This window comes from Paraburkholderia sp. BR10882 (assembly GCF_040948855.1).
Lineage (GTDB): Bacteria > Pseudomonadota > Gammaproteobacteria > Burkholderiales > Burkholderiaceae > Paraburkholderia > Paraburkholderia nodosa_A.
On sequence record NZ_JBFPKP010000006.1, the window covers coordinates 225,361 to 250,126 of the forward strand.

Annotated in this window: 24 protein-coding genes; 1 reads left to right on the top strand and 23 read right to left on the bottom strand. The window is 65.3% G+C overall.

What is annotated here, in order from left to right:
• Positions 1-105 precede the first annotated feature (105 nt).
• The 14 genes from AB3X99_RS17890 to ndk form a co-directional block, all read right to left on the bottom strand.
• Positions 106-1,257 carry an ATP phosphoribosyltransferase regulatory subunit gene (locus AB3X99_RS17890; RefSeq protein ID WP_368617665.1) on the bottom strand — a complete coding sequence of 384 codons (1,152 nt, stop codon included), beginning with the start codon at positions 1,255-1,257 and terminating at the stop codon, positions 106-108.
• Between the two features lie 121 nt (positions 1,258-1,378).
• Complete coding sequence (locus tag AB3X99_RS17895) at positions 1,379-1,570, bottom strand: DUF2065 domain-containing protein (protein WP_368605037.1); 192 nt, start codon at positions 1,568-1,570, stop codon at positions 1,379-1,381.
• A 47-nt stretch (positions 1,571-1,617) separates the two neighbouring features.
• Positions 1,618-2,532: a protease modulator HflC gene (gene hflC / locus AB3X99_RS17900; RefSeq protein WP_069265735.1), complete on the bottom strand. Its 915-nt coding sequence runs from the start codon at positions 2,530-2,532 to the stop codon at positions 1,618-1,620.
• Positions 2,533-2,545: 13 nt separating this feature from the next.
• Entirely contained in the window at positions 2,546-4,027 is a 1,482-nt protein-coding gene (gene hflK / locus AB3X99_RS17905; RefSeq protein ID WP_368617666.1) for an FtsH protease activity modulator HflK, read from the bottom strand.
• A gap of 98 nt (positions 4,028-4,125) precedes the next feature.
• Positions 4,126-5,310 (bottom strand): GTPase HflX, encoded by a 1,185-nt coding sequence (hflX, locus tag AB3X99_RS17910; protein ID WP_083245311.1) that lies wholly within the window; start codon positions 5,308-5,310, stop codon positions 4,126-4,128.
• A gap of 59 nt (positions 5,311-5,369) precedes the next feature.
• Entirely contained in the window at positions 5,370-5,606 is a 237-nt protein-coding gene (gene hfq, locus AB3X99_RS17915) for an RNA chaperone Hfq (protein ID WP_027793540.1), read from the bottom strand.
• Between the two features lie 162 nt (positions 5,607-5,768).
• Positions 5,769-7,106 (bottom strand): ribosome biogenesis GTPase Der, encoded by a 1,338-nt coding sequence (gene der / locus AB3X99_RS17920; RefSeq protein ID WP_324160615.1) that lies wholly within the window; start codon positions 7,104-7,106, stop codon positions 5,769-5,771.
• Between the two features lie 332 nt (positions 7,107-7,438).
• Positions 7,439-8,584: an outer membrane protein assembly factor BamB gene (gene bamB, locus AB3X99_RS17925; RefSeq protein ID WP_069265554.1), complete on the bottom strand. Its 1,146-nt coding sequence runs from the start codon at positions 8,582-8,584 to the stop codon at positions 7,439-7,441.
• 87 nt (positions 8,585-8,671) lie between these two features.
• Positions 8,672-9,301: a tetratricopeptide repeat protein gene (locus tag AB3X99_RS17930; RefSeq protein WP_342925031.1), complete on the bottom strand. Its 630-nt coding sequence runs from the start codon at positions 9,299-9,301 to the stop codon at positions 8,672-8,674.
• Between the two features lie 79 nt (positions 9,302-9,380).
• Positions 9,381-10,718, bottom strand: coding sequence for a histidine--tRNA ligase (gene hisS / locus AB3X99_RS17935; protein WP_368617667.1), 1,338 nt, complete (start codon positions 10,716-10,718; stop codon positions 9,381-9,383).
• 85 nt (positions 10,719-10,803) lie between these two features.
• A complete protein-coding gene (ispG, locus tag AB3X99_RS17940; protein WP_368617668.1) occupies positions 10,804-12,123 on the bottom strand; it encodes a flavodoxin-dependent (E)-4-hydroxy-3-methylbut-2-enyl-diphosphate synthase in 1,320 nt (439 codons plus the stop codon).
• Positions 12,124-12,235: 112 nt separating this feature from the next.
• Complete coding sequence (locus tag AB3X99_RS17945; RefSeq protein WP_069265551.1) at positions 12,236-13,426, bottom strand: helix-turn-helix domain-containing protein; 1,191 nt, start codon at positions 13,424-13,426, stop codon at positions 12,236-12,238.
• A gap of 200 nt (positions 13,427-13,626) precedes the next feature.
• Positions 13,627-14,790: a 23S rRNA (adenine(2503)-C(2))-methyltransferase RlmN gene (gene rlmN, locus AB3X99_RS17950; protein WP_342925028.1), complete on the bottom strand. Its 1,164-nt coding sequence runs from the start codon at positions 14,788-14,790 to the stop codon at positions 13,627-13,629.
• A 147-nt stretch (positions 14,791-14,937) separates the two neighbouring features.
• A complete protein-coding gene (gene ndk / locus AB3X99_RS17955) occupies positions 14,938-15,363 on the bottom strand; it encodes a nucleoside-diphosphate kinase (protein ID WP_069265550.1) in 426 nt (141 codons plus the stop codon).
• A 303-nt stretch (positions 15,364-15,666) separates the two neighbouring features.
• Here ndk and AB3X99_RS17960 point away from each other — a divergent pair, with 303 nt between their 5' ends.
• Positions 15,667-16,365, top strand: coding sequence for a Bax inhibitor-1/YccA family protein (locus tag AB3X99_RS17960; RefSeq protein WP_042264929.1), 699 nt, complete (start codon positions 15,667-15,669; stop codon positions 16,363-16,365).
• A gap of 121 nt (positions 16,366-16,486) precedes the next feature.
• Here AB3X99_RS17960 and AB3X99_RS17965 read toward each other — a convergent pair whose 3' ends face one another.
• The 9 genes from AB3X99_RS17965 to AB3X99_RS18005 form a co-directional block, all read right to left on the bottom strand.
• Positions 16,487-17,263 (bottom strand): MBL fold metallo-hydrolase, encoded by a 777-nt coding sequence (locus AB3X99_RS17965; RefSeq protein ID WP_069265549.1) that lies wholly within the window; start codon positions 17,261-17,263, stop codon positions 16,487-16,489.
• An 11-nt stretch (positions 17,264-17,274) separates the two neighbouring features.
• A complete protein-coding gene (gene bamC, locus AB3X99_RS17970) occupies positions 17,275-18,414 on the bottom strand; it encodes an outer membrane protein assembly factor BamC (protein ID WP_069265548.1) in 1,140 nt (379 codons plus the stop codon).
• A 135-nt stretch (positions 18,415-18,549) separates the two neighbouring features.
• Positions 18,550-19,455 (bottom strand): 4-hydroxy-tetrahydrodipicolinate synthase, encoded by a 906-nt coding sequence (gene dapA, locus AB3X99_RS17975; protein WP_368617669.1) that lies wholly within the window; start codon positions 19,453-19,455, stop codon positions 18,550-18,552.
• A gap of 44 nt (positions 19,456-19,499) precedes the next feature.
• Positions 19,500-20,132: a class I SAM-dependent methyltransferase gene (locus AB3X99_RS17980; protein WP_368617670.1), complete on the bottom strand. Its 633-nt coding sequence runs from the start codon at positions 20,130-20,132 to the stop codon at positions 19,500-19,502.
• Between the two features lie 8 nt (positions 20,133-20,140).
• Positions 20,141-21,343, bottom strand: coding sequence for a tryptophan--tRNA ligase (locus AB3X99_RS17985; RefSeq protein ID WP_069265546.1), 1,203 nt, complete (start codon positions 21,341-21,343; stop codon positions 20,141-20,143).
• Between the two features lie 4 nt (positions 21,344-21,347).
• Positions 21,348-22,013, bottom strand: coding sequence for a site-2 protease family protein (locus AB3X99_RS17990; RefSeq protein ID WP_069265545.1), 666 nt, complete (start codon positions 22,011-22,013; stop codon positions 21,348-21,350).
• A 71-nt stretch (positions 22,014-22,084) separates the two neighbouring features.
• Positions 22,085-22,723 carry an L-threonylcarbamoyladenylate synthase gene (locus AB3X99_RS17995; protein WP_254315176.1) on the bottom strand — a complete coding sequence of 213 codons (639 nt, stop codon included), beginning with the start codon at positions 22,721-22,723 and terminating at the stop codon, positions 22,085-22,087.
• A 178-nt stretch (positions 22,724-22,901) separates the two neighbouring features.
• Positions 22,902-23,732, bottom strand: coding sequence for a 3',5'-nucleoside bisphosphate phosphatase (locus tag AB3X99_RS18000; RefSeq protein ID WP_342945880.1), 831 nt, complete (start codon positions 23,730-23,732; stop codon positions 22,902-22,904).
• A gap of 103 nt (positions 23,733-23,835) precedes the next feature.
• Positions 23,836-24,735 (bottom strand): alpha/beta fold hydrolase, encoded by a 900-nt coding sequence (locus tag AB3X99_RS18005; protein ID WP_368617671.1) that lies wholly within the window; start codon positions 24,733-24,735, stop codon positions 23,836-23,838.
• Positions 24,736-24,766 lie beyond the last annotated feature (31 nt).

Genomic DNA, 24,766 nt, shown 5'->3' on the forward strand with positions numbered 1-24,766 from the left:
GCGGAATTTCCTTTTGCACTCAACGGCATGCGCGATCCGAAGCGTGCTTTGGCACGCTTGCGCGGAGGCTTGCTGGGCGGCGCGAATGGCCGCCCGAATGCGGTATCAGGCGTGCTTTTCGACGACCCAGACGCCGTCGCGCTCGACCAGCACGCGGTCGCAGGCGAACTCGTCCATGTCATGCTCGTGACCCGGCAGCGCCTGGATCACGACCTCGCCTGCATCGCGCAGCGCGGCGACCGCGCTGCGCAGCGCCTCGTCATGGCGCCACGGCGCGAGGATCGCGCTGCTGCGCGCCTCGATCGGTGAAATACGCGCCACTTCGCGCAAATCAAGTGAGAAGCCGGTTGCCGCGCGGGCACGCCCATACACTTCGCCCACCTTGTCGTAACGGCCGCCGCGGGCGACGGCGTTCGGCACGCCGTCCACGTAGGCCGAGAACATCACGCCGCTGTGGTACGCGTAGCCGCCGAGATCCGCAAGGTCGATCATCAGCTCCGCACCCTCGATCTCGCGCACGAGGAACGCGAGGTCGTCGAGCGCACGAGCAATGCCCGGCAGCGCCGGCAGACGCGTGCGCGCCTCGTCGATCACGCTCTCGTCGCCGTAAAGCGACGGCAGCGCACGCAAGGCGTCGCGCGTGGCAGCGCCGAGATTTTGCGTGAGTTCCGCGAGACGCGGCACGTCCTTGCCAGCGAGCGCTTCATACAAAGCATCGCCAAGCGCGGCCGCAGCGGGATCCGCTTCGAAGATCGCCGCGAGCACACCTGCGTGCGACAGGTCGAGGCGAACCTTCGCGAGGCCCGCGAGGCGCAGCGCATCGAGCATCAGCTGCTGGATTTCGAGGTCCGCTTCGAGGCCCGCGTGGCCGTAGATTTCCGCGCCGGTCTGGATCTGTTCGCGCGTGGCGTGCAGACCGCGCGGCAGCGTATGCAGCACGTTGCCGGCGTAGCACAGGCGCGTCACGCCCTGGCGGTTCAGGAGGTGCGCGTCGATGCGCGCGACCTGCGGCGTCATGTCGGCGCGCAGGCCGAGCGTGCGGCCCGAGAGCTGATCGACGAGCTTGAACGTGCGCAGGTTCAGGTCGCGCCCGCTGCCCACGAGCAGCGACTCGAGATACTCGAGCAACGGCGGCATGACCATCTCGTAGCCATAGGCGCGGAAACGGTCCAGCAGGCGACGGCGCAGCTCTTCGATCTTGCGCGCTTCGGACGGCAGCACGTCCGCAATATTCTCGGGGAGTAACCAGGTCGACATCGGTTGAGTCCTACCACAATGAGGGCCGCGCGCGGCCAAACGCCACGCGGCCCGATATTTCGGAATCCGTCAAAAACGCCAATCGCACACCGGCTCTGACGGCGACTGCGGCACGAGGCCGTCAGGTCGCCAGCATCAGCAGGACGAGGCCGAGCCCCATCACGATGAGCCCGCCGATCCTGATGTGATGCGGCGGCCGCTCCGCGATTTTACGGAATGTGTCACGCCACGCCGTCGGAAAGACGAACGGGAACATGCCCTCGATAATCAGCATCAGCGCGATCGCGAGCAAGAAGGAGCCAGCTATGTCCATGCGAAGAAATACGCCGCGCAGTGCGCGGCGCGTGTGTCTCGTTTTGTCTAGTGTTTGCGCGGGGTGGCGGAAGCGGGAGCGTTATCCCCGCTATTCGCGCCGCCGTTCGGACCACGCATGAAGCGGAAGAAGTCGCTCGACGAATCGACCACGATGACGTCGCCGGGCCGGAAGCTCTCGCGGTACGCGAGCATGCTCTGATAGAACCGGTAGAAGTCCGGGTCGCGCCCGAACGCCTCCGCGGCAATCGCGGCGGCCCGGCCGTCACCTTCGCCCTTGATCGCTTGCGCCTGAGCGTAGGCATCGGCCAGCACGCCCTGCTGCTTGCGCTGCGCGTCGTCCTTGATCTGCTGCGCTTCGGCCGCGCCCTTCTCGCGAATCTCGGCAGCAGCCTGCTCGCGTGCGGCGCTCATGCGCTTGAAGACCGTCTGCGCCAGCTCCGGCGGGTAATCGACGCGCGTGAGTTCGATGGCGATCACGTCGATGCCGAGCGGCGCCGCGGTTTGCCTCAGCGCGTCGCGCGCGCCGCTGGCGATGGCTTCCTGCTGCGCGAGCGCCTCGGTGAGCGTGACTTTCGAAATCGCGTCGCCAAGCGCGTCGCGCGACAGCGAGGCGAGACGATCGGAAAGCGTCTGCGCATCGCCCCTGGTCGCCGCGAAGAGCTTGATTGGATCGGAAATGCGATAGCGCACGACCGGGTTCACGAGCAGCTCGGTCTTGTCCGAGGTCGTGTAGCGGTCGGCGTCGGGCGCATCGAACGCCTGAATGCGCGTGTCGATGAACGTGACGGTCTGGAACGGCGGCGGCAGCTTCACATGCAGCCCCGGACCGGCGAGCGTGGCATTGGCCCCGCCCGACGAAGAAATGATGGCGACGTGGCGCGGATCGACCATGAAGACGGCCGACGACGCAACCAGCACGACAACCACGACGGCAACGACGAGCGCAATGATCTTGTTCATATTGGCGCGCCCCTTATTGCACGTCGCTTTCGCGGCCGCGCGAGCGGAACGCATCGCGCGAACGGAAGGCGTCGCTCGCGGCGGCTGCCGCGTCGCTGGCCGTAGTTGCGGGAGCCGCGCCCTGCTGCTGCGCGTCTTGCTGCTGGGCACCGGGTTGAGGCCCTGCCTGTGCACCCTGCTGTGGCTCGCTGCCGGCTGCCGGCGCGGAAGCCGCATTGGCGTCCGAAGCCGCGCCTGCCGTTGCCGCACCGGCGCCCGAGGCCGCAGCCGCAGCCGCACCCGTTGCGCCCGCCGCCACGGCGGCGCGCTGACGCGTCGTATCGACGAGCTTGTCGAGCGGCAGATAAATCACGTTGTTGCCCGACTTGCTGTCGACGAACACCTTCGTCGCATTCGAATAGATGTGTTGCATCGTCTCGAGATACATGCGCTCGCGAATCACAGCCGGCGCCTTCGCATACTGTTCGTAGACCTGCGTGAAGCGTTGCGCGTCGCCCTGCGCCTGCGAAACCACGCGCTCGCTATAAGCCTTCGCGTCGTCGACGAGACGCGCCGCCTCGGTCTGCGCGCGCGGCAGGAGCTGGTCGGCATAGGCCTGCGCGTCGCGCTTCGCGCGGTCGCGGTCCTGGCGCGCCTTGGCTTCGTCGTCGAGCGCGGCCTGCACCTGATCGGGCGCCGAGACGCTCTGGATCGCGACGCCGGTCACGCCGAGGCCCGTCTTGTACTCGTCGAGCGAGTGCTGGATCGTGTCGGCAAGCTGGGCGCGAATCGGCTCGCGGTCCGCGTACAGCATGTCGTTCGTGCTGCGCGCGCCCACCACGGTGCGCACCGCCGCCTGAGCAGCCTGCGTGACGGTGAGGTCGGGATCGACGCTGCGGAACAGATAGTCGGTCGGCTGCTTGACCTGGTACTGCACGGTCAGGCGCACGTTGAGAATGTCGCCGTCGTGCGTGATGACTGCGGCGTCCTTCACGTTTGCCGGACGCACGAGGTTGCTGCGGCCGATCTCGACGGTGCGGATCTGCCCGACATTGACGATTTCGTGAGTCTGGAACGGATACGGCATACGCCAGTGGACGCCCTGGCCAACCGTGTGGCGATACTGGCCGAACTGCAGCACGACGCCGGCCTGGCCTTCCTGCACGACGAAGACGCCGCTGCCCACGTAGATCGCAATGAGCACGCCGAGAACGATACCCACGCCGATGCGCGCGCCATGACCATTGTCCGGGCGCGGTCCGAAGCCGCCCGGGCCCTTGCCCTTGCGGCCGAAGAAAGCGGACACGCGGCGGTTGAAGTCGCGCCACATTTCGTCGAGATCCGGCGGACCGTCGCCCTTGTCGCCGTTGCCACCCTTGTTGCCGTTATTGCCCGGCGGGCGGCGCCCGTCGTCAGAACGCTGGCCATTGCCGTCGCCTCGACCCCAACGCGGGTCGTTCAACGAGAAAATGGCGCGCGCGCGCTGCCAGCCAGTCCGCTTGTTGTAATCGTTCACCTGTGTTCGTTCACCAGAGTAGACAGCGGGTCAATTGCGTGCGAATTCCGTCGGGGCCGCTGGGCCGGCCTTGCATGCAAGACAGTGCCGGGCGCGCCTCAGCGCTCGTGTTCAGGTTCCCAGTGAGGTTCTTCCTGTACCGCGCTCCAGTCTGCGGCCAGGGACTGCGGCGCATCGGCAAGCGGCTCGGCAGTCGCGATTTCGGCGATGACGGAGCGCAGCGCATCCAGTCCGACACCTGTGCGGGCGCTCAAAAAGACGCGCGAAATATTACCATATTCATCACGCTCGACCGTTCCGCCGCGGGCCGCCAGTTCCGGCACGGCGTCGATCTTGTTGAAGACCAGCACCTGACGGATCGTGTCCGCGCCGATATCGTGCAGCACGCCGTTCACCTGATCGATCTGATCGAGGCGCACGGCGCTCGACGCGTCCACCACGTGCAGAAGCAGATCGGCCTGCACCGTTTCCTGCAGCGTCGCGCGAAACGCGGCGACGAGCTGGTGAGGCAGTTCGCGGATGAACCCGACCGTATCGGACAGCACGATCTGCCCCACTGCGTCGCCGAGCCAGACGCGCCGCGAAGTCGTGTCGAGCGTCGCAAACAGCTGGTCGGCGGCGTAGGCCTGCGCCTTCGTGAGCGCATTGAAGAGCGTGGACTTGCCCGCGTTCGTATAGCCTACGAGCGACACCGACATCGTGCGGTTGCGCTCGCGCTGACGCCGCTGCGTGCCGTGCTGGCGACGCAGCTTCGCAAGCTTGCCTTGCAGCATCTTGATGCGTTCGCCGATGAGCCGGCGGTCGGTTTCGAGCTGCGTTTCACCCGGACCGCGCAGGCCGATACCGCCCTTCTGGCGCTCGAGGTGAGTCCAGGCGCGCACGAGGCGCGTGGCGAGGTATTGCAGCTGCGCGAGTTCGACCTGCAGCTTGCCTTCGTGGCTGCGGGCGCGCTGGGCGAAGATATCTAGAATGAGGCTCGTGCGATCGACCACGCGGCGATTGAGCGCGCGCTCCAGATTACGTTGCTGGGCGGGCGACAGCGCGTGATTGAAGATGACGATTTCGATGTCGTTCGCCTCACAGGCGAGACGCAGTTCCTCGGCCTTGCCGCTGCCGATGAACATGGCGGCGTCGGGGCTGGAGCGTCGCCCGGTGAGCGTGACAGCGGGAGTGGCGCCCGCGCTTTTGGCGAGCAGGCTGAGTTCTTCGAGACTGGCTTCGAACTCGGTCTTGCCGAAGTCGATGCCGACGAGTGCGGCGTTGATCAAATTAGAGGATGTCAAAATGAAAGCGGCCGGACCAGAGCAGCCTGCGAGGCGCCCCGGGCCGGCCGCGTCATGGGTCAGGACGCTTCCGTATCCGGGTGGAAGTTCACCGGACGGGCCGGAACCACCGTGGAGATGGCGTGCTTGTAAACCATTTGCGTAACCGTATTACGGAGCAACACGACGTACTGGTCGAACGATTCGATGTTCCCTTGAAGCTTGATGCCGTTGACCAGATAGATCGAAACAGGCACGTGCTCCTTGCGCAGCGCGTTCAGAAACGGGTCTTGTAACAATTGCCCTTTGTTGCTCATAGCAAACTCCGTATTTTTTTGCAGGTTTAACTTATATTGGGATGAAGAAAAAGAAATCCACCACCAATCGCTACACTATAGCCGATTCTCGTTCCCCCGCGCGGTTCCTGGCGGTTCGGCCAGGAGGCCTTTGCGGGGTAGCGAACGCTATTCAGCAACAGCCTAGTTTTTCTCTGTATAGGGATTCGTCGAGGAGCGAAACTCTATGCGCAATGGAGTGCCGGTGAGCGAGAAAGTTTCCCGGAAGCGGTTCTCCAGATAGCGCTTGTAGGTCTCCGTCACGGCGTCGAGTGCGTTGCCGTGAATGACGATGATGGGCGGGTTCTGTCCCCCTTGGTGCGCGTAGCGCAGCTTCGGACGCACCGGGCCGCGGCGGCGCGGCTGCTGGAACTCCACAGCTTCGATGAGTGCGCGCGTGAGCTTCGGCGTCGGCAGTTTCGCCATGGCGGCGGCGTACGCGTCGTCTACCGAGCGCATCAGCGGGCCGATGCCGAACTTTTCAGTCGCCGAGATGAAGCGCATTTCCGCAAAGTCGAGGAACTTCAGCTTGCGCTGAAGGTGGTGCTTGGTGCGCTCGCGCGCGTGGTCGTCCATGCCGTCCCACTTGTTTACGCCCACCACGAGCGCGCGGCCCTGTTCCACCACGAAGCCCGCGATATGCGCGTCCTGGTCGGAGATTTCCTGCTGCGCATCGAGCAGCAGAATCACCACGTTGGCATCGGCGATCGACTGCAGCGTCTTCACCACCGAGAACTTTTCGATCGCTTCGAACACCTTGCCGCGGCGGCGTAGACCCGCCGTGTCGATCAGCGTGTACTTCTTGCCGTTGCGCTCGAAGTCCACATAGATCGAATCGCGCGTCGTGCCCGGCATGTCGAACGCGATTACGCGGTCTTCGCCGATCAGCGTGTTGACGAGCGTCGACTTGCCCACGTTCGGGCGGCCGACAATCGCGATCTTGACGCCGTGCTTCGCGGCGTCCTCTTCGCTCTCCTCGGGCTGGTCGGCGTACGCTTTTTCGAGCGCCTCGTTGATCATTTCCGTCACGCCGTCGCCGTGCGCCGCGGAAATCGCGCGCGGGTCGCCGAGACCGAGTTCGTAGAAGTCGGCGGCCACAGCGCTGTACTTCATGCCTTCGGCCTTGTTGACGACGAGGAAGATCGGCCGGCCGGTCTTGCGCAGGTAGTCGGCGATGTGCTTGTCCTGCGGCGCGAGGCCATTGCGGCCGTCGCAGATGAACACGACGATATCGGCCTCTTCCACGGCCTGGCGCGTCTGGCGCGCCATCTCGTGCAGGATGCCGTCCTTCGCAACAGGCTCGAAGCCGCCGGTATCGACCACGAGATACGGGCGATCGCCCGTGCGCCCTTCACCGTAGTGACGGTCGCGCGTGAGGCCGGGCAGGTCGGCCACCAGCGCATCGCGCGAGCGCGTGAGCCGGTTGAACAGCGTGGATTTCCCCACATTGGGGCGCCCAACGAGGGCGATTACGGGTTTCATCTGATCTTTTCTACAGTAAGGCGCAGCGCCGGAGAGTCCGGCGCGCTGCGCGGCAAGTCCCGCGCCTGCGGGGCTGCATCAGTTGCAAATTATCACGAAATTCACGAGCCGGGCCGCGGCCCAGCGCCGAAAGCGCGGTGCGGCCGGGGCGGGACGCCGCGCGAACGCCGGGTGGCGCAACGGTGAACGGCGGGGTCGTGTACGCCGCTGTCCCAAAATGCGCATGGCCGGCTTGAGCCGGCCAGCGGGCGAGGCATCGGAACCCGGCGGCTCCAGCGCCTCTTGCGTCTGCTCGGTGCGCCGCTCGTGAGGCGCACCGCCGCAGACGACGCTTAATGCGGACGCAGACCGTACAGGTCGCCGTCCTTCGTCTGGACAACCAGCGTATTGCCAGCAAGCACCGGCGCGGCCATGATCGGGCTGCCGTCGGTCTTCACGCGCGAGACGAAGCTGCCGTCGTCGAGCGAGAGGAAATGCACGTAGCCCTGATAGTCGCCGAGCACGACCGCATGGCCCAGCAATGCGGGCACGCTCACATCGCGGCTCTTGAGCTTTTCGTTCGTCCAGGTCGGCTCGCCCGTCGACACGCTGAAGGCCCTCACGACCGACCAGTCGTCGCCGCCCACCACCGTGCTTTCATCCTGAGCGATGCCGGTCGTGCTCGAGAACGGCTTTTGCCACATCGGACGACCCGAATTGGCGTCGAAGCAACCCAGCTGACCCTGGAACGTGACTGCGCAGGTCGTCGCGCCGACCAGCGTGGGCGGACCGCTCACGTCATTGATGCGCTCGACTTCCGTCACGCCCTTCGGATACGAAACCGGCGTTTCCCAGAAAGCGTCCCCGCTTTGCAGGTTGATCGCCGCGAACGAGCCGCCCGGGAAACCGGCCAGCACGGCCTGTTCGCCCGCGAACGTCATGCCCGCCGAAACGCGCAGGTTCAGCGGCACGGCGCGGTTGCGGTAGATCCACTTCTGCTCGCCCGTCTGGCCGTTGAAGGCGACGATCTGGCCGTCGATCGTGCGCACGACCACGAGGCCGTTGCCGACGAGCGGCGGCGAGATGATTTCGCCCGGCGCCTTGGCTTGCCACGAGAGCTTGCCGTTCGCGTCGAGCACGTAGACGTCTCCCTTCAGGCCGCCGACGGCCGTGAGATTGCCGTCGCTGCCCACGCCCGCCGAGAGGTCGTCCTTGAGCTTGGTGCGCCAGACGTCCTTGCCCGATGCGGCGTCGATTTTCGCGACCGAGCCGTTTTCGCCCGCCGCGTAGACGGCGTCGCCCACGGCGACCGGCGCGAACAGATAGCGCCCCGCCTTGCCGACACTCGACTTCCACACCTGCTGGACGTCCAGCGCCGGCTTGAATTCGGTCAGCGGCACCGGCACGCGGCGCACGTCTTTCGTCGATGAGCAGGCTGCGAGAGCCAGGACGGTCATCGCCAGAGCGACGGGCACAACGGTTCGTTTCAGCAGATTCATCGGTGAACGACGCATGAATGAAGTTGGTTTGAATGGTTTCGCAACGCTGCGCGCAAGCCCGGCACGCTTCGCAATTTAGCCAGCGACTCAGCCGCCGAGCGCATCCAGCTTGAACTGGATCAGCTGACGCTCGGAAGCGTCGCTCTTCGGCAGGCTGTCGAGGGCCAGCTTGTAGGCCGCGCGCGCGTCGTCACGCTTGCCGGCCGCAGCCAGCAGATCGCCGCGGCCGTCGGCCACGATGCCCTTGAACGGACCCGAATCGGGTTGCGGAATCAGCGCGAGGCCCTGATCGTAGGCCTTTTCGTCGAGCAGGAGCGATGCGAGACGCAGCTTCGCGATCTGGCGGAATTCGTCGTCCTTCGCGTGGTCGGCGGCCCATTGCAGCTGCGCCTTCGCGCCAGCCGTGTCGCCCGCCATATAGAGCGCCTTGGCCACGCCGAGCGCCGTCATCTGCGCGTACGCCGTGCCGCCGAAGCGATCTTCCATGTCCGACGCCACGCGCGTGAGCATGGCCTTGTCGCTGCTGTTCGCGGCCTGCTGCACCTGGTCGTACAGCACGGCGGCTTCGGCCGCCTGGCGGCGCTGCCAGAAGTTCCAGCCGTTCCACGCTGCGAGCGCGAGCAGAACGATCAGCACGACCCACGTAGTGGCGTTACCCCACTGCCCCCACCATGCCTTGAAGCTCTCGATCGATTCCTGTTCGTCGTGGTAACTCATCGCGTAGCGATTCCTCGTTTATTCTGAAGCCTGTTTTCGAATGCGCAGCGACCTCGGCAGCCCCACCGGGGCGGCCCTGTTAATCGTCGCCGTCTTCGGCGGATGCAACCATCGCATTGATCAGATATTCGGTCAAGTCCTCAAGCGCTACCGTTTGTTGCTCGCTGCGGGCCTCCGCGGCCGTGCCGCGCAGCGCCTTCACACCGGCCTCGCCTCTCGCCACTTCGTCCTCGCCGAGTACCACGGCAAAGGCCGCGCCGCTGGCATCCGCGCGCTTCATCTGCGACTTGAAGCTCGCGCTCTGACCGTCGGCGCTGCAATGCAAGATAACGTCGAGGCCCGTATCGCGCAGACGCTCCGCCACGATGAACGCCTTCTCACGCGCAGCTTCGCCCTGGTGGACAACGTAGACATCGCAACCATCTTCTTCCGGCACGAGGTCTTCTTCCTTGAGCAGTTCGAGAATGCGCTCGATGCCCATCGCCCAGCCGCAAGCCGCCGTCGGCTTGCCGCCCAGCTGCTCGATCAGCGGATCGTAACGGCCGCCCGCCGCGACGGTGCCCTGCGCGCCGAGCTTGTCGGTCACCCACTCGAACACGGTCAGATTGTAGTAATCGAGACCACGAACGAGACGCGGGTTGATCTTGAACGGAATGTTGTTCGACTTGAGAATGCGCTGCAGCCCTTCGAAGTGCGCGAGCGAGTCTTCGCCGAGGAAGTCGATCAACTTCGGCGCCTTGTCCGCGATCTCCTGCAGCGCGGGATTCTTCGTGTCGAGCACGCGCAGCGGGTTCGTGTAAAGGCGGCGCTTGCCGTCTTCGTCGAGCAGATCGACGTGCTGCTCGAGATACTTGATGAGCTCGACGCGATGCGCCGCACGCTCTTCGGCCACGCCGAGCGAGTTGATCTCGAGCTTGATGCCGGTCAGGCCGAGATCGTCCCAGAGGCGTTGGCACATCAGGATGATTTCAGCGTCCGCATCGGGGCCCGCGAAACCGAGCGCCTCGACGCCCACCTGATGGAACTGGCGATAGCGGCCGCGCTGCGGACGCTCGTGACGGAACATCGGGCCGATGTACCACAGGCGCTTCGGACCGTCGTAGAGCATGTTGTGCTCGATCGACGCGCGCACGGCAGCCGCCGTGCCTTCCGGACGCAGCGTGAGGTTCTCGCCGTTGAGCGCGTCGGTGAAGCTGTACATCTCCTTCTCGACGATGTCGGTCACTTCGCCGATGCCGCGCGTGAAGAGTTGCGTATGTTCGACGATCGGCGTGCGGATATTTTGATAGCCGTACGAACGAAGCAGCGACTTCACCGTGGTTTCGAAGAATTCCCACAGGCCTGCCTCCTGCGGCAGGATGTCGTTCATGCCCTTCACGCCCGTGAGCTTTTCGGGCTTGCGTTTTTGTTCAGTCATTGCGTTGCGAATTGGCTTTATGCGGTTGTGCGTATCGAGCGACGAGCGGGCTACATGCGAACTACAAGCGGATCGACCGGCTTGCTCAGTTCGTCGCCTCGGCCTTGCCGTACTTGCGCGCGACGTAGTCGCTCACGATCTGCTGGAATTCTTCGGCGATGTGCTCGCCGCGCAGCGTCTTCACCTTCTCGCCGTCGATGAAAACCGGCGCCGCGGGGTTCTCGCCCGAGCCCGGCAGGCTGATGCCGATGTTCGCGTGCTTCGACTCGCCCGGGCCGTTCACGATGCAGCCCATCACGGCGACGTTCATCGTCTCGACGCCAGGATACTCGTCGCGCCACAGCGGCATCTGCGCACGCAGATAGCCCTGGATCTGCGAAGCCAGCTCCTGGAACAGCGTGCTGGTCGTGCGGCCGCAGCCGGGGCATGCGATGACCATCGGCGTGAACGAGCGCAGGCCCATGGTCTGCAGGATTTCCTGGCCGACCACGACTTCGCCCGTACGCGCACCGCCCGGTTCCGGCGTGAGCGAGATACGGATGGTGTCGCCGATGCCCTGCTGGAGCAGCACGGAAAGCGCCGCCGTCGAAGCGACGATGCCCTTCGAGCCCATGCCCGCTTCCGTGAGGCCCAGGTGCAGCGCGAAATCGCAACGCTTCGCGAGTTCCTGGTAGACGGCGATCAGGTCCTGCACGCCGCTCACCTTGCACGACAGGATGATCTTGTCGCGACCGAGGCCGAGTTCGACCGCGCGTTCCGCCGAGCCGATGGCCGACTGGATGAGCGCTTCGTACATCACGCTTTGCGCTTCCCACGGCTCCTTGCGCGCGCCGTTCTCGTCCATCATGCGCGCGAGCAGGTCCTGGTCGAGGCTGCCCCAGTTCACGCCGATACGCACCGGCTTGTCGTACTTGATGGCCGCTTCGATCATCTGCGCGTACTGCGTGTCGCGCTTCGCGCCCTGGCCCACGTTGCCCGGGTTGATGCGGTACTTCGACAGCGACTCTGCGCAGGCGGGATAGTCGCGCAGCAGCAGATGGCCGTTGTAATGGAAGTCGCCGACGAGCGGCACCATCACGCCCATGCGGTCGAGCTGTTCGCGGATATACGGGACGGCCGCCGCCGCTTCCGGCGTGTTGACCGTGATACGCACGAGCTCCGAACCCGCCTGCGCGAGTTCCTTGATCTGGATCGCGGTGCCGATGGGATCCGCAGTGTCGGTGTTGGTCATCGACTGCACGCGCACCGGCGCGTCGCCGCCGATCGTCACCAGCTGGCCGCCCCAGCGCACATGCACGGCATGCGACTTGCGGCGCGGCGCGTGGCCGCCGAGAACCGGCTCGTTCGAGCAGATCTGACTGTTGCTGGTCGAGGATTGCGTTTCGCTTTGCATCGAAAAACCCATTTACGCCTCACGCGCACTAGCGCCGGCTAGCCGGCGGCGGCACTGCGTGAATTGAAAAAGCGTCGCGGCCGGCAATGAGACTTGCCAGGCCGCGACGCATGCCATGTCCTGATCAGGGCAGCACGAAGCGCGCGACATTGCCACGCGCCGACGCGTATTTCGACGTGTCGACCGGCTGGCCGTCGATGGTCATCGACTCGATGCCGGCCTTGTTGCCCACGGTGACCTTGAGCGGCTCGGTGCCGCTGATCTCACGCGCGTCGCTGCCGTGGATCATGCCCGAGAATACTTCCTTACCATCCTTCTGGCGCACGCTGACCCAGGTGTCCTGCGTCACGCGGATCGCGAACGTCGAGGTGTCAGCGCCGTTGTCGACTGCCGCGCTCTGCGCTGCCGCTGCGGCCGGCGCGCTCGCCGCCTGGGCGCGCGCAGCGCTGGCCGCGTTGGCAACGGCCGCCGCCGGCGCAGCGCTTGCGGCCGCGGGCTTCGCGGCCTGCGGTGCCGGTGGCGTCGCTTGCGGCGCGGGTTGCGCAGCTTGAGGCGCCGGTTGCGCAGCTTGCGGTGCGCTCGCCGCAGCGCCTTGATCGGGCGCCGCGTTGGCGTTGTCGCCCGCATCGTTTGCGTCAGCCGTCTGCGGCGCTGCGGACTGATCCGCGCCCTGCGCGTCCGATGCATCTGCGCTGCCGGTTGCAACGCCCTGCTGGACCGTCGGCGACGATGCGCCCGTCTGCACGCTCGCGCCGTTGGCCATCGCCTTCAGGCGCGCAAACCACGCCGACGATTCGCCGCTGTTCGTGTGCCACATGGAGATGGCAAGCACCGCGATCACGATGATCGCCACGCCCCACAACCACGAGGCGCGGCGGCGCGGAGCCCGTGCGCCGCTGCCGCCGAGCGAGAGCGAAACGCGGCCGCGCGGCAGATCGGAGCCCGCCGAAGCCGGCATCGACAGATCCGGCTGCGCCATGCCGCGCTCGCGGCGCAGCGCCTGCGTGAACGGCGCGGAATCGGTACCGAGCAGCTTCGCGTAGGCGCGCACCACGCCGAGCGCGAACGTCGTGTCCGGCAGATGGCTGATATCGCCCGCTTCGAGTTCGCGCAGCTTCGACACCGACACCTTCAGGCGCGCCGAGACGTCTTCGATCGCCCAACCCTTGGCCTCGCGCAGTTGCGCAAGACGCGCGCCGGCTGCGGCCAGCGTGTCGGGCACTGCCTGCACCGGCGAAGGTGTGGCGCCCGGCGCCGAACGACCTGCGTTGCTGTCAGTTCCGTCTGTCCCGAAAGGGTGCTGCGGCTCGCTCATCCCAAAGTCCTTGCGTCGATTCTTTTCAATACTGCAACCGGTTGGCGCGTCCCGCCCCGCCTCTACCCGATTCGCAGACCGTTTATAACAAAATGCGCGGCCAGTGTGCCGCTTCCGATCGCTTCTGCAACGTTTCTTTTACTACTGCCTACAGCCGCGCGTTTCCCCCGCACGCCGCCGTCTGCCCTCCTGATGCCGGTTCAGTGCTGAACCGGCCGTACTTCGATGACCTTGCCCGCGGCCCGGCCCGTGCGCTCAGCAAGGCGCGTGCGGTCCTTCACCTCGCCGGCAAGCTGCCCGCAGGCCGCGTCGATGTCGTCGCCGCGCGTCTTGCGCACGGTCGTGACGACGCCCGCATCCATCAGAATCTGCGCGAAGCGCTTGATCTGGTCCGATTTCGAGCGCAGCAAGCCCGACTCGGGGAACGGATTGAACGGGATCAGATTGAATTTGCACGGCACGTCACGCGTCACGGCGAGCAACTGGCGTGCGTGCTCTTCCGTGTCGTTGACGCCGTCGAGCATGCAGTACTCGAACGTGATGAAATCGCGCGGCGCGACCTCCAGATAACGCTGGCAGGCCGCCATCAACTCACGAAGCGGGTACTTGCGGTTGAGCGGCACCAGTTCGTCACGCAGCGCGTCGTTCGGTGCATGCAAGGAAACGGCGAGCGCCACGGGCAGTTCGGCCCCGAGACGATCCATCATCGGCACGACGCCCGACGTGGAAAGCGTGACGCGCCGGCGCGACAGGCCGTAGGCGTTGTCGTCGAGCATCAGGCGCATGGCGGGCACGACCGCGTCGTAGTTCAGGAGCGGCTCGCCCATACCCATCATCACGACATTCGTGATGACGCGCTCGCCCTTGCCGTCACCGCCGGTCGCCCGGCCTCCAGCCTCGCCCAGAAGCGAGGCGCGCAGGGCGAATTCCGCCATGCGCAGCTGGCCGATGATCTCGGCGGTGGTGAGATTGCGTGAAAAACCTTGCTTGCCGGTGGAGCAAAACCGGCAATTGACCGCGCATCCCGCCTGCGAGGACACGCACAGCGTGCCGCGGTTGTCTTCGGGGATGAACACGGTTTCGACCGCGTTGCCGTTGCCGACGTCCACGAGCCACTTGCGTGTGCCGTCGGAGGAAACGTTGTCGCTGATGATGCCGGGCATGCCGATGGTGGCGCGCCCTTTGAGCTTCTCGCGCAGCGATTTGGCCAGATCCGTCATGCCGTCGAAGTCGGCGGCGTTGTACTGATGGATCCAGCGCTGAAGCTGTTTGGCGCGAAACGGCTTCTCGCCCAGGCTCTCGCAATAGGCGACGAGCCCTTGGGCGTCGAGATCGAGAAGGTTGACGGTGGAACTGCTCGTCATGTCGAATCCTGCCATTTCAGTGCGAGAGCGCGCTCACCGCCCGCGCTGCCCGGGTGCCTGCGCATTTGCGCGGCATCGGGAACTGGACGGTGAGCGTCATCGCCGTTCGCGACCCTATGCTACTACTGCAGTCAGCTCGCGCCGTGCTTAGCGCGAGTAGACGTTGACTTGCGGGAAGAAGAACGCGATTTCCACGGCTGCCGTTTCAGCGGCGTCCGAGCCGTGCACGGCGTTCGCGTCGATGCTGTCGGCGAAGTCGGCGCGGATCGTGCCCTTCTCAGCCTTCTTCGGATCGGTTGCGCCCATCAGATCGCGGTGCTTCAGGATAGCGTTCTCGCCTTCCAGAACCTGGATCACGACCGGACCCGAGATCATGAAATCGACGAGGTCCTTGAAGAACGGGCGCGCTGCGTGAACAGCATAGAACTTCTCAGCGTCGGCGCGCGAGAGGTGAACCATGCGGGAGGCAATGATCTTCAGGCCAGCGTTTTCGAAGCGGCTGTAGATCTGGCCGATCACGTTCTTCGCCACTGCGTCCGGCTTGATAATCGACAGGGTGCGTTCGATCGCCATAAAAACTCCAGAAAATTAAGAGGTTACAGATTCAAATGAATCCGCAATTGTAGCATGTTCCCATGTATGATTGCGATTGAACCCTCATACCCCGGCAAACCGAGGCAAATGAGCGCAAGCCGGTCACATTCACTGCGCTGCCGTACCATTCAGAAAGGCTTAAGATTGGCGGCATACGCTGTGCAAAGATAACGGAAACTGTGTGGCAACCCGTTGAAACTCTGGGTCGGCGCACTTATCTTATGGGGGAGCGGACCGCGCATCTGCGCGCCCTCACCCACGCGTCTCACGCAAGGAGAAAGCATGAACGAGTATCCCTATAACTTCGGCCGCGGCGGCAGCGTCACCTCGGCGGAGACCCGCAACCGCGTACTGCGCAACACCTACTGGCTGCTCGCGCTGTCGATGGTGCCGACGGTGCTCGGGGCGTGGGTGGGCGTCGCGACCGGCTTCTCGCTTTTTGCGGCTACCAGCCCGGCCATGAGCCTGCTCGCGTTCTTCGCGATCGCCTTCGGCTTCATGTTCGCCATAGAGCGCACCAAGAACAGCTCGGTGGGCGTGTTCGTGCTGCTCGGCTTCACGTTCTTCATGGGCCTGATGCTCTCGCGCCTGCTGTCGTTCGTCCTCGGCTTTTCGAACGGCCCGCAGCTCATCATGCTCGCGTTCGGCGGCACCGGCATCATTTTCACCGCCATGGCCACCATCGCCACGGTGAGCAAGCGCGACTTCTCGGGCCTCGGCAAGTGGCTCTTCATGGGCGTGATCGTGATCCTGCTGGCCGGCGTCGCGAACATGTTCCTGCAGCTGCCCGCGCTGATGCTCACGGTTTCGGTGCTCGCCATCGCGATCTTCTCCGCCTATATGCTGTTCGACGTACAGCGCGTCGTGAACGGCGGCGAGACGAACTACATCTCGGCCACGCTCGCGATCTATCTGGACCTCTACAACGTGTTCACGAACCTGCTCGCCATCCTCGGCATCTTCGGCGGCAACCGTAACTAAAGCGCAACTAGCTCCGACGCGGCCGGATCGAAAGATTCCGGCCGCAGAAAGCAAAAGCCCATGAGTTTCGTCATGGGCTTTTTTTCGTCTATGCGTTCTGGCTGCCTCTCGGGCGCGGAATTCAGAGCGCGATCCAGTCGAAACCCTCGGCTTGCGAAGCGACCCCGATTTGAGTCGCGGCATTTCCCAGAACCGCGGCCATCGCCGCACGCGCAAGCTCCGGTGTGTTGTTTTGCTGGCTCAGGTGCGCAGCGATCAAATGGCGCAGCTTCGCGCGGTCGAGCCCCGCGAGGATGCCGCCAGCCGCCTCGTTGTTCAGGTGACCATGCGACCCACCGATACGCGCCTTGAGCGAAGCCGGATAGCGGCTCGTCGCGAGCATTTCGAGGTCGTGGTTGCATTCGAGCACCAGTGCGTCACAACCGCTCAGCACATTGCCGATATGCGAGGTCGACTCGCCGACGTCGGTCAGCACACCAAGCCGGCTCGCGCCGTCGCTGAACACGAACTGGAGCGGCTCGCGCGCGTCGTGCGGCACCGTGTAGGGCAACACGCCGAGTTCGCCGATCTCGACTGTTTCGTCGCCCCACAACACGTTGAGTTCGATGCCTGCGGCGTCGTCGGCGCCCACGGCCTGCGCCGTGCCCCAACTCATGTAGAGCGGAATCGACCAGCGGCGCGCCAGCGTGAGCGCGCTGCCGATGTGATCGCTGTGTTCGTGGGTGATGAGAATCGCGGTAAGCGAGTCGGCGGCGAGGCCCGCGCGGGCGAGGCGCCGCTCGACTTCTTTCGCTGAGAATCCGCAGTCGAGCAGCACGCGCGTGGGCGTCGTGCCGCTGCCTGCTTCTACGACCAGTGCGTTGCCCTCGCTGCCGCTGCCGAGGCTCGCAAATCGCATCTCAGCGCACGTCAGTTCAGCTGCGCGTGGAGCGCGGAGACGATACGCTGGGCGTCCGACGAGGTGTCGATACGGCCGGTCTGATCGACCACGGCGACCTGGGTCGAATTACCCGACGAGCGTACGGCCACGCGGTATTCCGGCCCCTGATCCTTCGTGGCCTTCTTCGGGTTGTAGAAAAGCTTGCCGAGGAGGCCATCACCCTTGAGCTCCTGCATCGAATCGGCGTAGCGCACGTAGTAGAGGCCCTTCTCGCGGTCGCGGTTGTCGACTGTGAAGTTCGTGCGGTCGAGCGCGAGGCCCACGCGCAGCCATGCGGTGTCGAACGCTTCGGGCAGATCGAGCGTCGTGCCGTCAGGACCGGCGGCGATCTTGACGCCAGCCGTCGACGGGCGCGCGTCGGTCAGCAGTTGCTTGGACTGCGCGTCGGTCAGGCCGAACTTCTGCATGATCTTGGCGAGGAAAGCGGCTTCGAGCGCCGGGTCGCGCGGACGCTCGACCCATTTCGACCCCGTCTTGTCCTGCCCCGTCAGCACTTCTTCCATCGCGTTATGCGTGACGGAAATGTCCGTTTGACCGTCCGGGCCACGCGAAACCAGCACGCGGAAGCGGTCGCGCGTGCCCGACGAGTACGCGAAGTCGATCACGCGGCCGATCGTACGGCGGAACCAGTCGTCCGGAATGTTGGCGCGGTTCTCGGCCCAGTCGGTCGTCATGATGCCCGTGGACGGCGAATCGGTCGTCAGCGTGAAGCCATTTTCCGTCCAGAATTCCTGCAGCTGCGGCCAGACGTCGTCAGGCGAGCGGCCGTCCACCACGAGCCAGCGGCGGTCGCCGTCGCGCTCCACGTGCATACCGAACGGGTCCTGCGCATCCGGCACGCCGAGCGTGGCGTTGCCGGCCGGCATGACCGTGCGCTGAGCTGAGCCGCCCAGCGTGATCGTGGGCGGCGGCGCGACGTACTTCTGGTCGTTTGGCGCCGACGACAGATCCTGCGGCACATTCAGCGGCGGCGCGGTCGGCGTGTCCTTGTAGTTGACGCGATCGGACGCGAACATGTCGTTCAGCGACTCGCAGCCTGCGAGCGAGCCGAGGGCAAGCGCCAGCACCGCCATGCGGGTTGCGTGGAGGGAAAAAGCGGAACGTTTCATGTGGGCCTTCGTGATACGGGAACGCTAAGCCTTGCTCTGCGAGACGGTGGGCCGAGGTCGGTCCGAAGTCTTTCAGTGATTGGGCGGCTGGGCCGTGGCGGCGTCGGTTGATAAATCGGCGGCTGGCTGATCGGATCAGCCAGCCAGACCGGCTTCGCGCAGCGCGGCACGCACCACGTCGTGGTAGCGCGCGTCGAGCGGCGTGAGCGGCAGTCGGATGCCGCCTTCGATGCGGCCGAGTTCCTGCAGCGCCCACTTCACCGGAATCGGATTCGATTCGATGAACAGGTTCTTGTGAAGCGACAACAACTTCATATGGATCTCACGCGCCGCTTTCGCGTCGCCGGCGAGCGCAGCCTTGCACAGGTCGCTCATCTGGCGCGGCGCGACGTTCGCGGTCACCGAAATATTGCCGTGGCCGCCAAGCAGCATCAGCGCGATCGCCGTGGGATCGTCGCCGCTGAAGATCTTGAAGCCTTTCGGCGCATGCTTGATGAGGTGCGCGGCGCGGTCGATGTTACCCGTCGCTTCCTTCACCGCGATGATGCCCGGCACTTCGGCCAGACGCAGGATGGTTTCGCTCGCCATGTCCGCGACCGTACGGCCCGGCACGTTGTAGAGGATGACCGGCAGGTCCACGTCCTCCGCGATTTTCGCGAAGTGGCGGTACATGCCTTCCTGGGTCGGCTTGTTGTAATAGGGCACGACCTGGAGCGACGCCTGTGCGCCCACTTCCTTCGCGTGCCTCGTGAGTTCGACGGCCTCGGCGGTGGAATTGCCGCCGGCGCCCGCGATGATCGGCATACGGCCGGCAGCGTGCTCGACCGCCGTCTTGATCATCAGGATGTGTTCTTCGACGTCCAGCGTGGCGGACTCCCCGCTCGTACCGACGACGACGAGGGCATCCGTCCCCTCTTCCACGTGCCAGTCGATCAGTTTGCGGAATGCCGGCAGGTCGAGACTGCCATCCTCGTGCATGGGGGTGACGATCGCGGGAATGCTGCCTTGCAGCGTAATGCCGTCCTGAGTGCCGTTAGCCATGAAACGCCAGAAAAATGAGTCGGTTAAACCGCGATTGTAGCGGATTAGCCGGTCAGATCGTAACGCGTTACGGGTAGCCCCTGGTTCTCAGGCACATTACCAGCGCTTTCGGGGGACACTGAGGTCGTTTTTTCCCGTACCGCGCAGATGCGCTGAACATACGCCTCACGCGGCTGCGAAAGAAATCCGTCCTGATAGGCGACGACCCGCAGCGCAGGCGCACAGACGGCCAATAACTCGCCGGGCGCGAGCAGGAAAGCGGGGTTCGATGGCTTTCCCACCGTCTCGTTGCCCTGAGCGAAGGTTTCGTAGATCAGGATGCCGCCCGGCGCCAGTGCCTCGATGAGACGGGGCATGAGCGGGCGATGCAGGTAGTTCGTGACGACCACGGCGGCAAAGCGGGCGTCCGGCGCGAGCGGCCATGGCGCGCCTTCGAGGTCGCACTCTAGCGTCGCGACGCCCGCTACGTCCTGCAGCATGGCAAGCGCGGCGGCGTCGCGATCGAGCGCCGTCACCGGGTGGCCCTGACCAGCCAGCCAGCGCGTGTGCCGCCCGGCGCCGGAGGCGACGTCGAGCACGGTGCCACCGGGCGCGATGAGATGCGCCCAGCGGCGCACCCAGCGCGAGGGCTCGGAGAGCCCGTGGGCCGGCGCACCGGCGGCAGGCGTCGACGTCATCGGCTCGATCAGCTGTACGAGAGGCCCATGGCCTCACGCACGTCGCGCATCGTCTCGTTGGCAAACTTGCGCGCCTTGTCGCAGCCGTCCGCGACGATTGCACGCAGCAGCGACGGATCGTCCATGTACTTCTGCGCGCGCTCGAGCATGGGCTGCTGCTCGCGCAGGATGCCCTCGATCACGGGCTGCTTGCACTCCAGACAACCGATGCCGGCCGAACGGCAGCCCTTCTGCACCCAGTCGTGCGTCTGCTCGTCCGTGTAGACCTGGTGGAGCTGCCACACCGGGCACTTGTCCGGATCGCCCGGATCGGTGCGGCGCACGCGCGCGGGGTCGGTCGGCATGGTGCGGACCTTCTTCGTGATCGACTCGGCGTCTTCGCGCAGGCCAATGGTGTTGCCGTACGACTTCGACATCTTCTGGCCGTCGAGACCCGGCATGCGCGAGGCTTCCGTGAGCAGCACCTGCGGCTCCGGCAGGATGATCTTGCGCGAGCCTTCGAGGTAGCCAAAAAGACGCTCGCGATCGCTCATCGAGAGGCTTTGCGACTCCGAGAGCATCGCGCGGGCCTGTTCGAGCGCCTCTTCATTGCCTTCCTGCTGATAGGCGTTGCGCAGCTCGTGGTAGAGCTTCGAGCGCTTGCCGCCCAGCTTCTTCGCCGCATCGTTGGCCTTCTCTTCGAAGCCCGGTTCGCGGCCGTACATGTAGTTGAAGCGGCGCGCCATTTCTCGCGCCATCTCGACGTGCGGCACCTGGTCCTCGCCCACCGGCACGAGCGACGCGCGGTACAGCAGGATGTCGGCCGCCATCAGCACCGGGTAGCCGAGGAAGCCATAAGTACCGAGGTCTTTGTCGCGCAGCTTCTCGATCTGTTCCTTGTAGGTCGGCACGCGTTCGAGCCACGACAGCGGCGTGCTCATGCCGAGCAGCAGCGAGAGCTCGGCGTGCTCGGGCACACGGCTCTGGATGAAGAGCGTGGCCTGGTTCGGGTCGATGCCCGAGGCGAGCCAGTCGATCAGCACGTCCCAGACGTTCTTCTCGATGACATCCGGCGTTTCATAGTGCGTGGTGAGCGCATGCCAGTCGACCACGCAGAAGAAGCACGGATACTCGGACTGCAGGCGCACCCAGTTTTTCAGCACGCCGTGATAGTGGCCGAGGTGCAGCGACCCGGTGGGCCGCATGCCGGAGAAGATACGGTCTGGGAACATGATGTTATGAAAAGAGCGACACAAGAGGGGTAAGGATGGCTGTGACCGCGTCGTAACCTAGACTTACGAGCGGGCGCAGCCAGAATCGCGTGAAGATGCCACTCACGAGCAACCCCATCACGATGATGAAACCATAGGGCTCGATACGGGCGAGCGCAATGCTCGCGCGAGTGGGCAGGAGTGCCCCGAGCACGCGGCCGCCGTCGAGCGGCGGCAGCGGAAAGAGGTTCAGCACGCCGAGCACGAGATTCACGCCCACGCCGGCGGCGGCCATGCGCGTGAAGAACGGCTCGTTCACGCCGAGCACCGCGAGTCCCACGCCGAACACGCCCCATACGATGGCCTGCACGAAGTTGCACAGCGGCCCGGCCGCCGCGACCCACAGCGTGCCCCAGCGCGGATTGCGCAGATTGCTGAACGCGATCGGGACCGGCTTCGCGTAACCGAATACGAACGCGCCGTTGGTCAGGAAATAGAGCACGAGCGGCATCGCGATCGTACCGATCGGATCGATGTGGCGCATCGGGTTGAACGAAACGCGGCCGAGCACATACGCGGTGTTGTCGCCGAGCATGCGCGCGACGTAACCGTGCGCGGCCTCGTGCAGCGTGATCGCGAAGATCACGGGCAAGGCGTAGACGACGATCGTCTGAATCAGATTGGCTTCCATGGCGGGCTATTGTATCAATGCGTCAATGCGCTCAGGCCACGGTCATGCCGCGTTCATCCGCGCCTGTCTCATCACGCCTCTTCTTCTTCGATGCCGAACGGCGCCAGCGAACCCCGCCCCGGCCGCACGAGCACAGGCTCCTCGCCAGTGAGATCGATCACGGTGGACGGCTCGCACGGGCACGCCCCGCCGTCGATCACGAGATCGAGCTGTTTCTCGAGACGCTCCCGAATCTCCTCGGGGTCGTTGAGCGGTTCGGTGTCGGGCGGCAGGATCAGCGTGGTGGCAAGCAGCGGCTCGCCCAGTTCTTCGAGGATCGCCAGCGGAATCGGATGACCGGGCACACGCAGGCCGATCGTCTTGCGCGACGGATGCGAAAGGCGCCGGGGCACTTCCTTCGTCGCCACCAGCACGAACACATACGGCCCCGGCGTCACCGATTTGATGAGCCGGTATTGGCGGTTGTCCACCATGGCGAAGTTCGCGAGTTCGGACAGGTCCCGCACCATCAGCGAGAGCAGCGCCTTTTCGTCGAGCCCGCGGATGCGGCGCAGGCGCTCGGCGGCGTGCTTGTCGTCGATGCGGGCGGCGAGCGCGTAGCTCGAATCGGTCGGCAATGCGATCACACCGCCGTCACGGATGATCTCCACCGCCTGCTTGACGAGACGCGGCTGCGGGTTTTCCGGGTGAAGCCGAAAGAACTGGGACATGGCAGTAATCAGCTGACGAATGCAATGAAAACAGCGGGCGATGAAAACAGCGGGACGGTGCGCGAAAACGGCGGACGACTGCACGTAGTACCACAAAGCGACGACAAGGCGGGATTGACCGGCGCGAAACGCCTTGCAGCAAATGGGCGGAGTCAGTGGGCCGCGCGCCGTGCGCGGCCTACAGCCATCGCTCCCAGACAGGCTTGAGACCGGAAGGCAAAGGCGGCAGCGTGCCCGGCTTGATCGCGTCGGGCCCGGGCGCATGGAAGTCCGAGCCGCGCGACGCCTCGAAGCCAAAGCGCCTCGCAACGGCCGCGTACTCGGCGTACTGGTCGGGCGTATGGCTGCCGGTAACGACTTCGATGGCCTTGCCGCCCAGATCGATGAATTCGCCGAAGAGCGTGTCGAATTCGAGTTGCGTGTAAGCGTAGCGGCCCGGATGGGCGATGATCGCCTCGCCGCCCGCCGCCTTGATCCACGCTACGGCGTCGGCGAGCCTGGCCCAGCGGTGCGCGATGTAACCGGGCTTGCCTTCGCCGAGCCAGCGCGAAAACGCGTCCTGGGTGTTCTGCGCACGGCCGCTTTCGACGAGAAAGCGCGCGAAGTGAGTCCGCGAGACGAGGTCTGGATTCGAGACGTACTGGAACGCGCCTTCGTACGCGTCGGGAATGCCGAGTTCGCCGAGCCGCTCGCCAATGGCTTCGGCGCGTGCCGCGCGGCCGTCACGCGTGCGCGCGAGGCCGTCGACGAGCGCGGCGCACTCCGGATCCACATGCAAGCCGACGACGTGCACCGTGCGCGACGCCCAGGTGACCGAAATCTCGACGCCGCTCAGATAGCGCATGCCGAGCGCCTCGGCCGCTTCGCGCGCTTCGCGCTGGCCGCCGAGCACGTCGTGATCGGTGAGCGCCCACAAGCCCACGCCACCCGCTTTCGCCAGCTGCGCGACGGCGGCTGGGGCCAGTTGCCCGTCGGAGACAGTGGAGTGACAGTGGAGATCGGCGTTCATTGGATGCGGGAAAAGGATGAACGTCCATTTTACTGCAACGCAGTGAAGTCGTCGGGCGGCGCCTCGCGCCTGGCGGGCCGCCCGAATAAGCGCGCGATGTGCTTTACGCTCCCGCGCAGAACGCCTCGATCAGGCGCGCGACCTCTTCCGGCTGGTCGTGATGCACCATGTGCCCCGCCCCGTCGACGATACGCTCGCGCCAGTCGGGAAATGCCTCGAAGCGCTTCTTGAATTCGCCGATGGGCACCGCCCCCGCGAGCCGCACAAGCGTTTCGGAACTGGCCGCTTCGACGTGCAGCACCCTTGCGCTCACCTGCGACCAGATCGCCATCACCTCGTCGAGCTGGTACAGCAGCGGACCGCGCATCTTGTGCGCCGGATCGCCGAGCAGCACATAACCGCCCTCGCCGTCCGGCTTCGACCAGTGTTCCGCGAGAAAGCGCGCACGCGGTGCGATCAGACGCGGATTGGTCTTCACGAGCCGCGCGGCCACCTCGTCGAGCGACGCGTACGTGCGCAGTTGCGGCGGCGTGCGCACTTCGTCGAGCCACTCGCGCATGCGGCCCGGCGCCTGTCTCGGTGACGGCGCCGGCATGCCGAAACCCTCCAGGTCGACCACGCGGCGCACACGCTCGGGCCGCACGCCCGCATAGAGGCACACGATGTTCGCGCCGAGACTGTGCCCCACGAGATCCACCTGCCCCTCGGGCGCGTAATGGGCGAGCAGCGCGTCGAGATCGGCGAGGTAGTCGGGGAACCAGTAGTTGCTGCCCTGTCCTTGCGCAACGGGCCAGTCGGAGAGGCCGAAGCCGCGCAGGTCGGGAGCGATGACCTGCCAGTCACCGCCGCGTTCATCGAGCGCATCGACGACGAACTGGAACGACGCCGCCACGTCCATCCAGCCGTGCAGCATGAACAGCACGGGCGCGCTCTCGGCGCCCCAGCGGCGCACGTGCAGCCGGATGCCATTGACGTTGACGAATTCGGACCGGGATTGATTCATCTGCGTTGCCGCAAAAAGAATGGTCGTTCGA

Excerpts from the sequence above, each read along its gene's own strand:
- hisS (WP_368617667.1), bottom strand. The coding sequence starts at position 10,718 with ATGACTGAACAAAAACGCAAGCCCGAAAAGCTCACGGGCGTGAAGGGC.
- AB3X99_RS17965 (WP_069265549.1), bottom strand. The coding sequence starts at position 17,263 with ATGCGATTTGCGAGCCTCGGCAGCGGCAGCGAGGGCAACGCACTGGTC.
- AB3X99_RS17890 (WP_368617665.1), bottom strand. The coding sequence starts at position 1,257 with ATGTCGACCTGGTTACTCCCCGAGAATATTGCGGACGTGCTGCCGTCC.
- AB3X99_RS17985 (WP_069265546.1), bottom strand. The coding sequence starts at position 21,343 with ATGTTCCCAGACCGTATCTTCTCCGGCATGCGGCCCACCGGGTCGCTG.
- hflC (WP_069265735.1), bottom strand. The coding sequence starts at position 2,532 with ATGAACAAGATCATTGCGCTCGTCGTTGCCGTCGTGGTTGTCGTGCTG.
- AB3X99_RS18005 (WP_368617671.1), bottom strand. The coding sequence starts at position 24,735 with ATGAATCAATCCCGGTCCGAATTCGTCAACGTCAATGGCATCCGGCTG.
- bamC (WP_069265548.1), bottom strand. The coding sequence starts at position 18,414 with ATGAAACGTTCCGCTTTTTCCCTCCACGCAACCCGCATGGCGGTGCTG.
- AB3X99_RS17895 (WP_368605037.1), bottom strand. The coding sequence starts at position 1,570 with ATGGACATAGCTGGCTCCTTCTTGCTCGCGATCGCGCTGATGCTGATT.
- hfq (WP_027793540.1), bottom strand. The coding sequence starts at position 5,606 with ATGAGCAACAAAGGGCAATTGTTACAAGACCCGTTTCTGAACGCGCTG.
- AB3X99_RS17995 (WP_254315176.1), bottom strand. The coding sequence starts at position 22,723 with ATGTCCCAGTTCTTTCGGCTTCACCCGGAAAACCCGCAGCCGCGTCTC.
- AB3X99_RS17930 (WP_342925031.1), bottom strand. The coding sequence starts at position 9,301 with ATGAGTTACCACGACGAACAGGAATCGATCGAGAGCTTCAAGGCATGG.
- AB3X99_RS18000 (WP_342945880.1), bottom strand. The coding sequence starts at position 23,732 with ATGAACGCCGATCTCCACTGTCACTCCACTGTCTCCGACGGGCAACTG.
- ndk (WP_069265550.1), bottom strand. The coding sequence starts at position 15,363 with ATGGCGATCGAACGCACCCTGTCGATTATCAAGCCGGACGCAGTGGCG.
- rlmN (WP_342925028.1), bottom strand. The coding sequence starts at position 14,790 with ATGACGAGCAGTTCCACCGTCAACCTTCTCGATCTCGACGCCCAAGGG.
- der (WP_324160615.1), bottom strand. The coding sequence starts at position 7,106 with ATGAAACCCGTAATCGCCCTCGTTGGGCGCCCCAATGTGGGGAAATCC.
- AB3X99_RS17980 (WP_368617670.1), bottom strand. The coding sequence starts at position 20,132 with ATGACGTCGACGCCTGCCGCCGGTGCGCCGGCCCACGGGCTCTCCGAG.
- dapA (WP_368617669.1), bottom strand. The coding sequence starts at position 19,455 with ATGGCTAACGGCACTCAGGACGGCATTACGCTGCAAGGCAGCATTCCC.
- AB3X99_RS17960 (WP_042264929.1), top strand. The coding sequence starts at position 15,667 with ATGAACGAGTATCCCTATAACTTCGGCCGCGGCGGCAGCGTCACCTCG.
- AB3X99_RS17945 (WP_069265551.1), bottom strand. The coding sequence starts at position 13,426 with ATGAGCGAGCCGCAGCACCCTTTCGGGACAGACGGAACTGACAGCAAC.
- AB3X99_RS17990 (WP_069265545.1), bottom strand. The coding sequence starts at position 22,013 with ATGGAAGCCAATCTGATTCAGACGATCGTCGTCTACGCCTTGCCCGTG.
- ispG (WP_368617668.1), bottom strand. The coding sequence starts at position 12,123 with ATGGGTTTTTCGATGCAAAGCGAAACGCAATCCTCGACCAGCAACAGT.
- bamB (WP_069265554.1), bottom strand. The coding sequence starts at position 8,584 with ATGAATCTGCTGAAACGAACCGTTGTGCCCGTCGCTCTGGCGATGACC.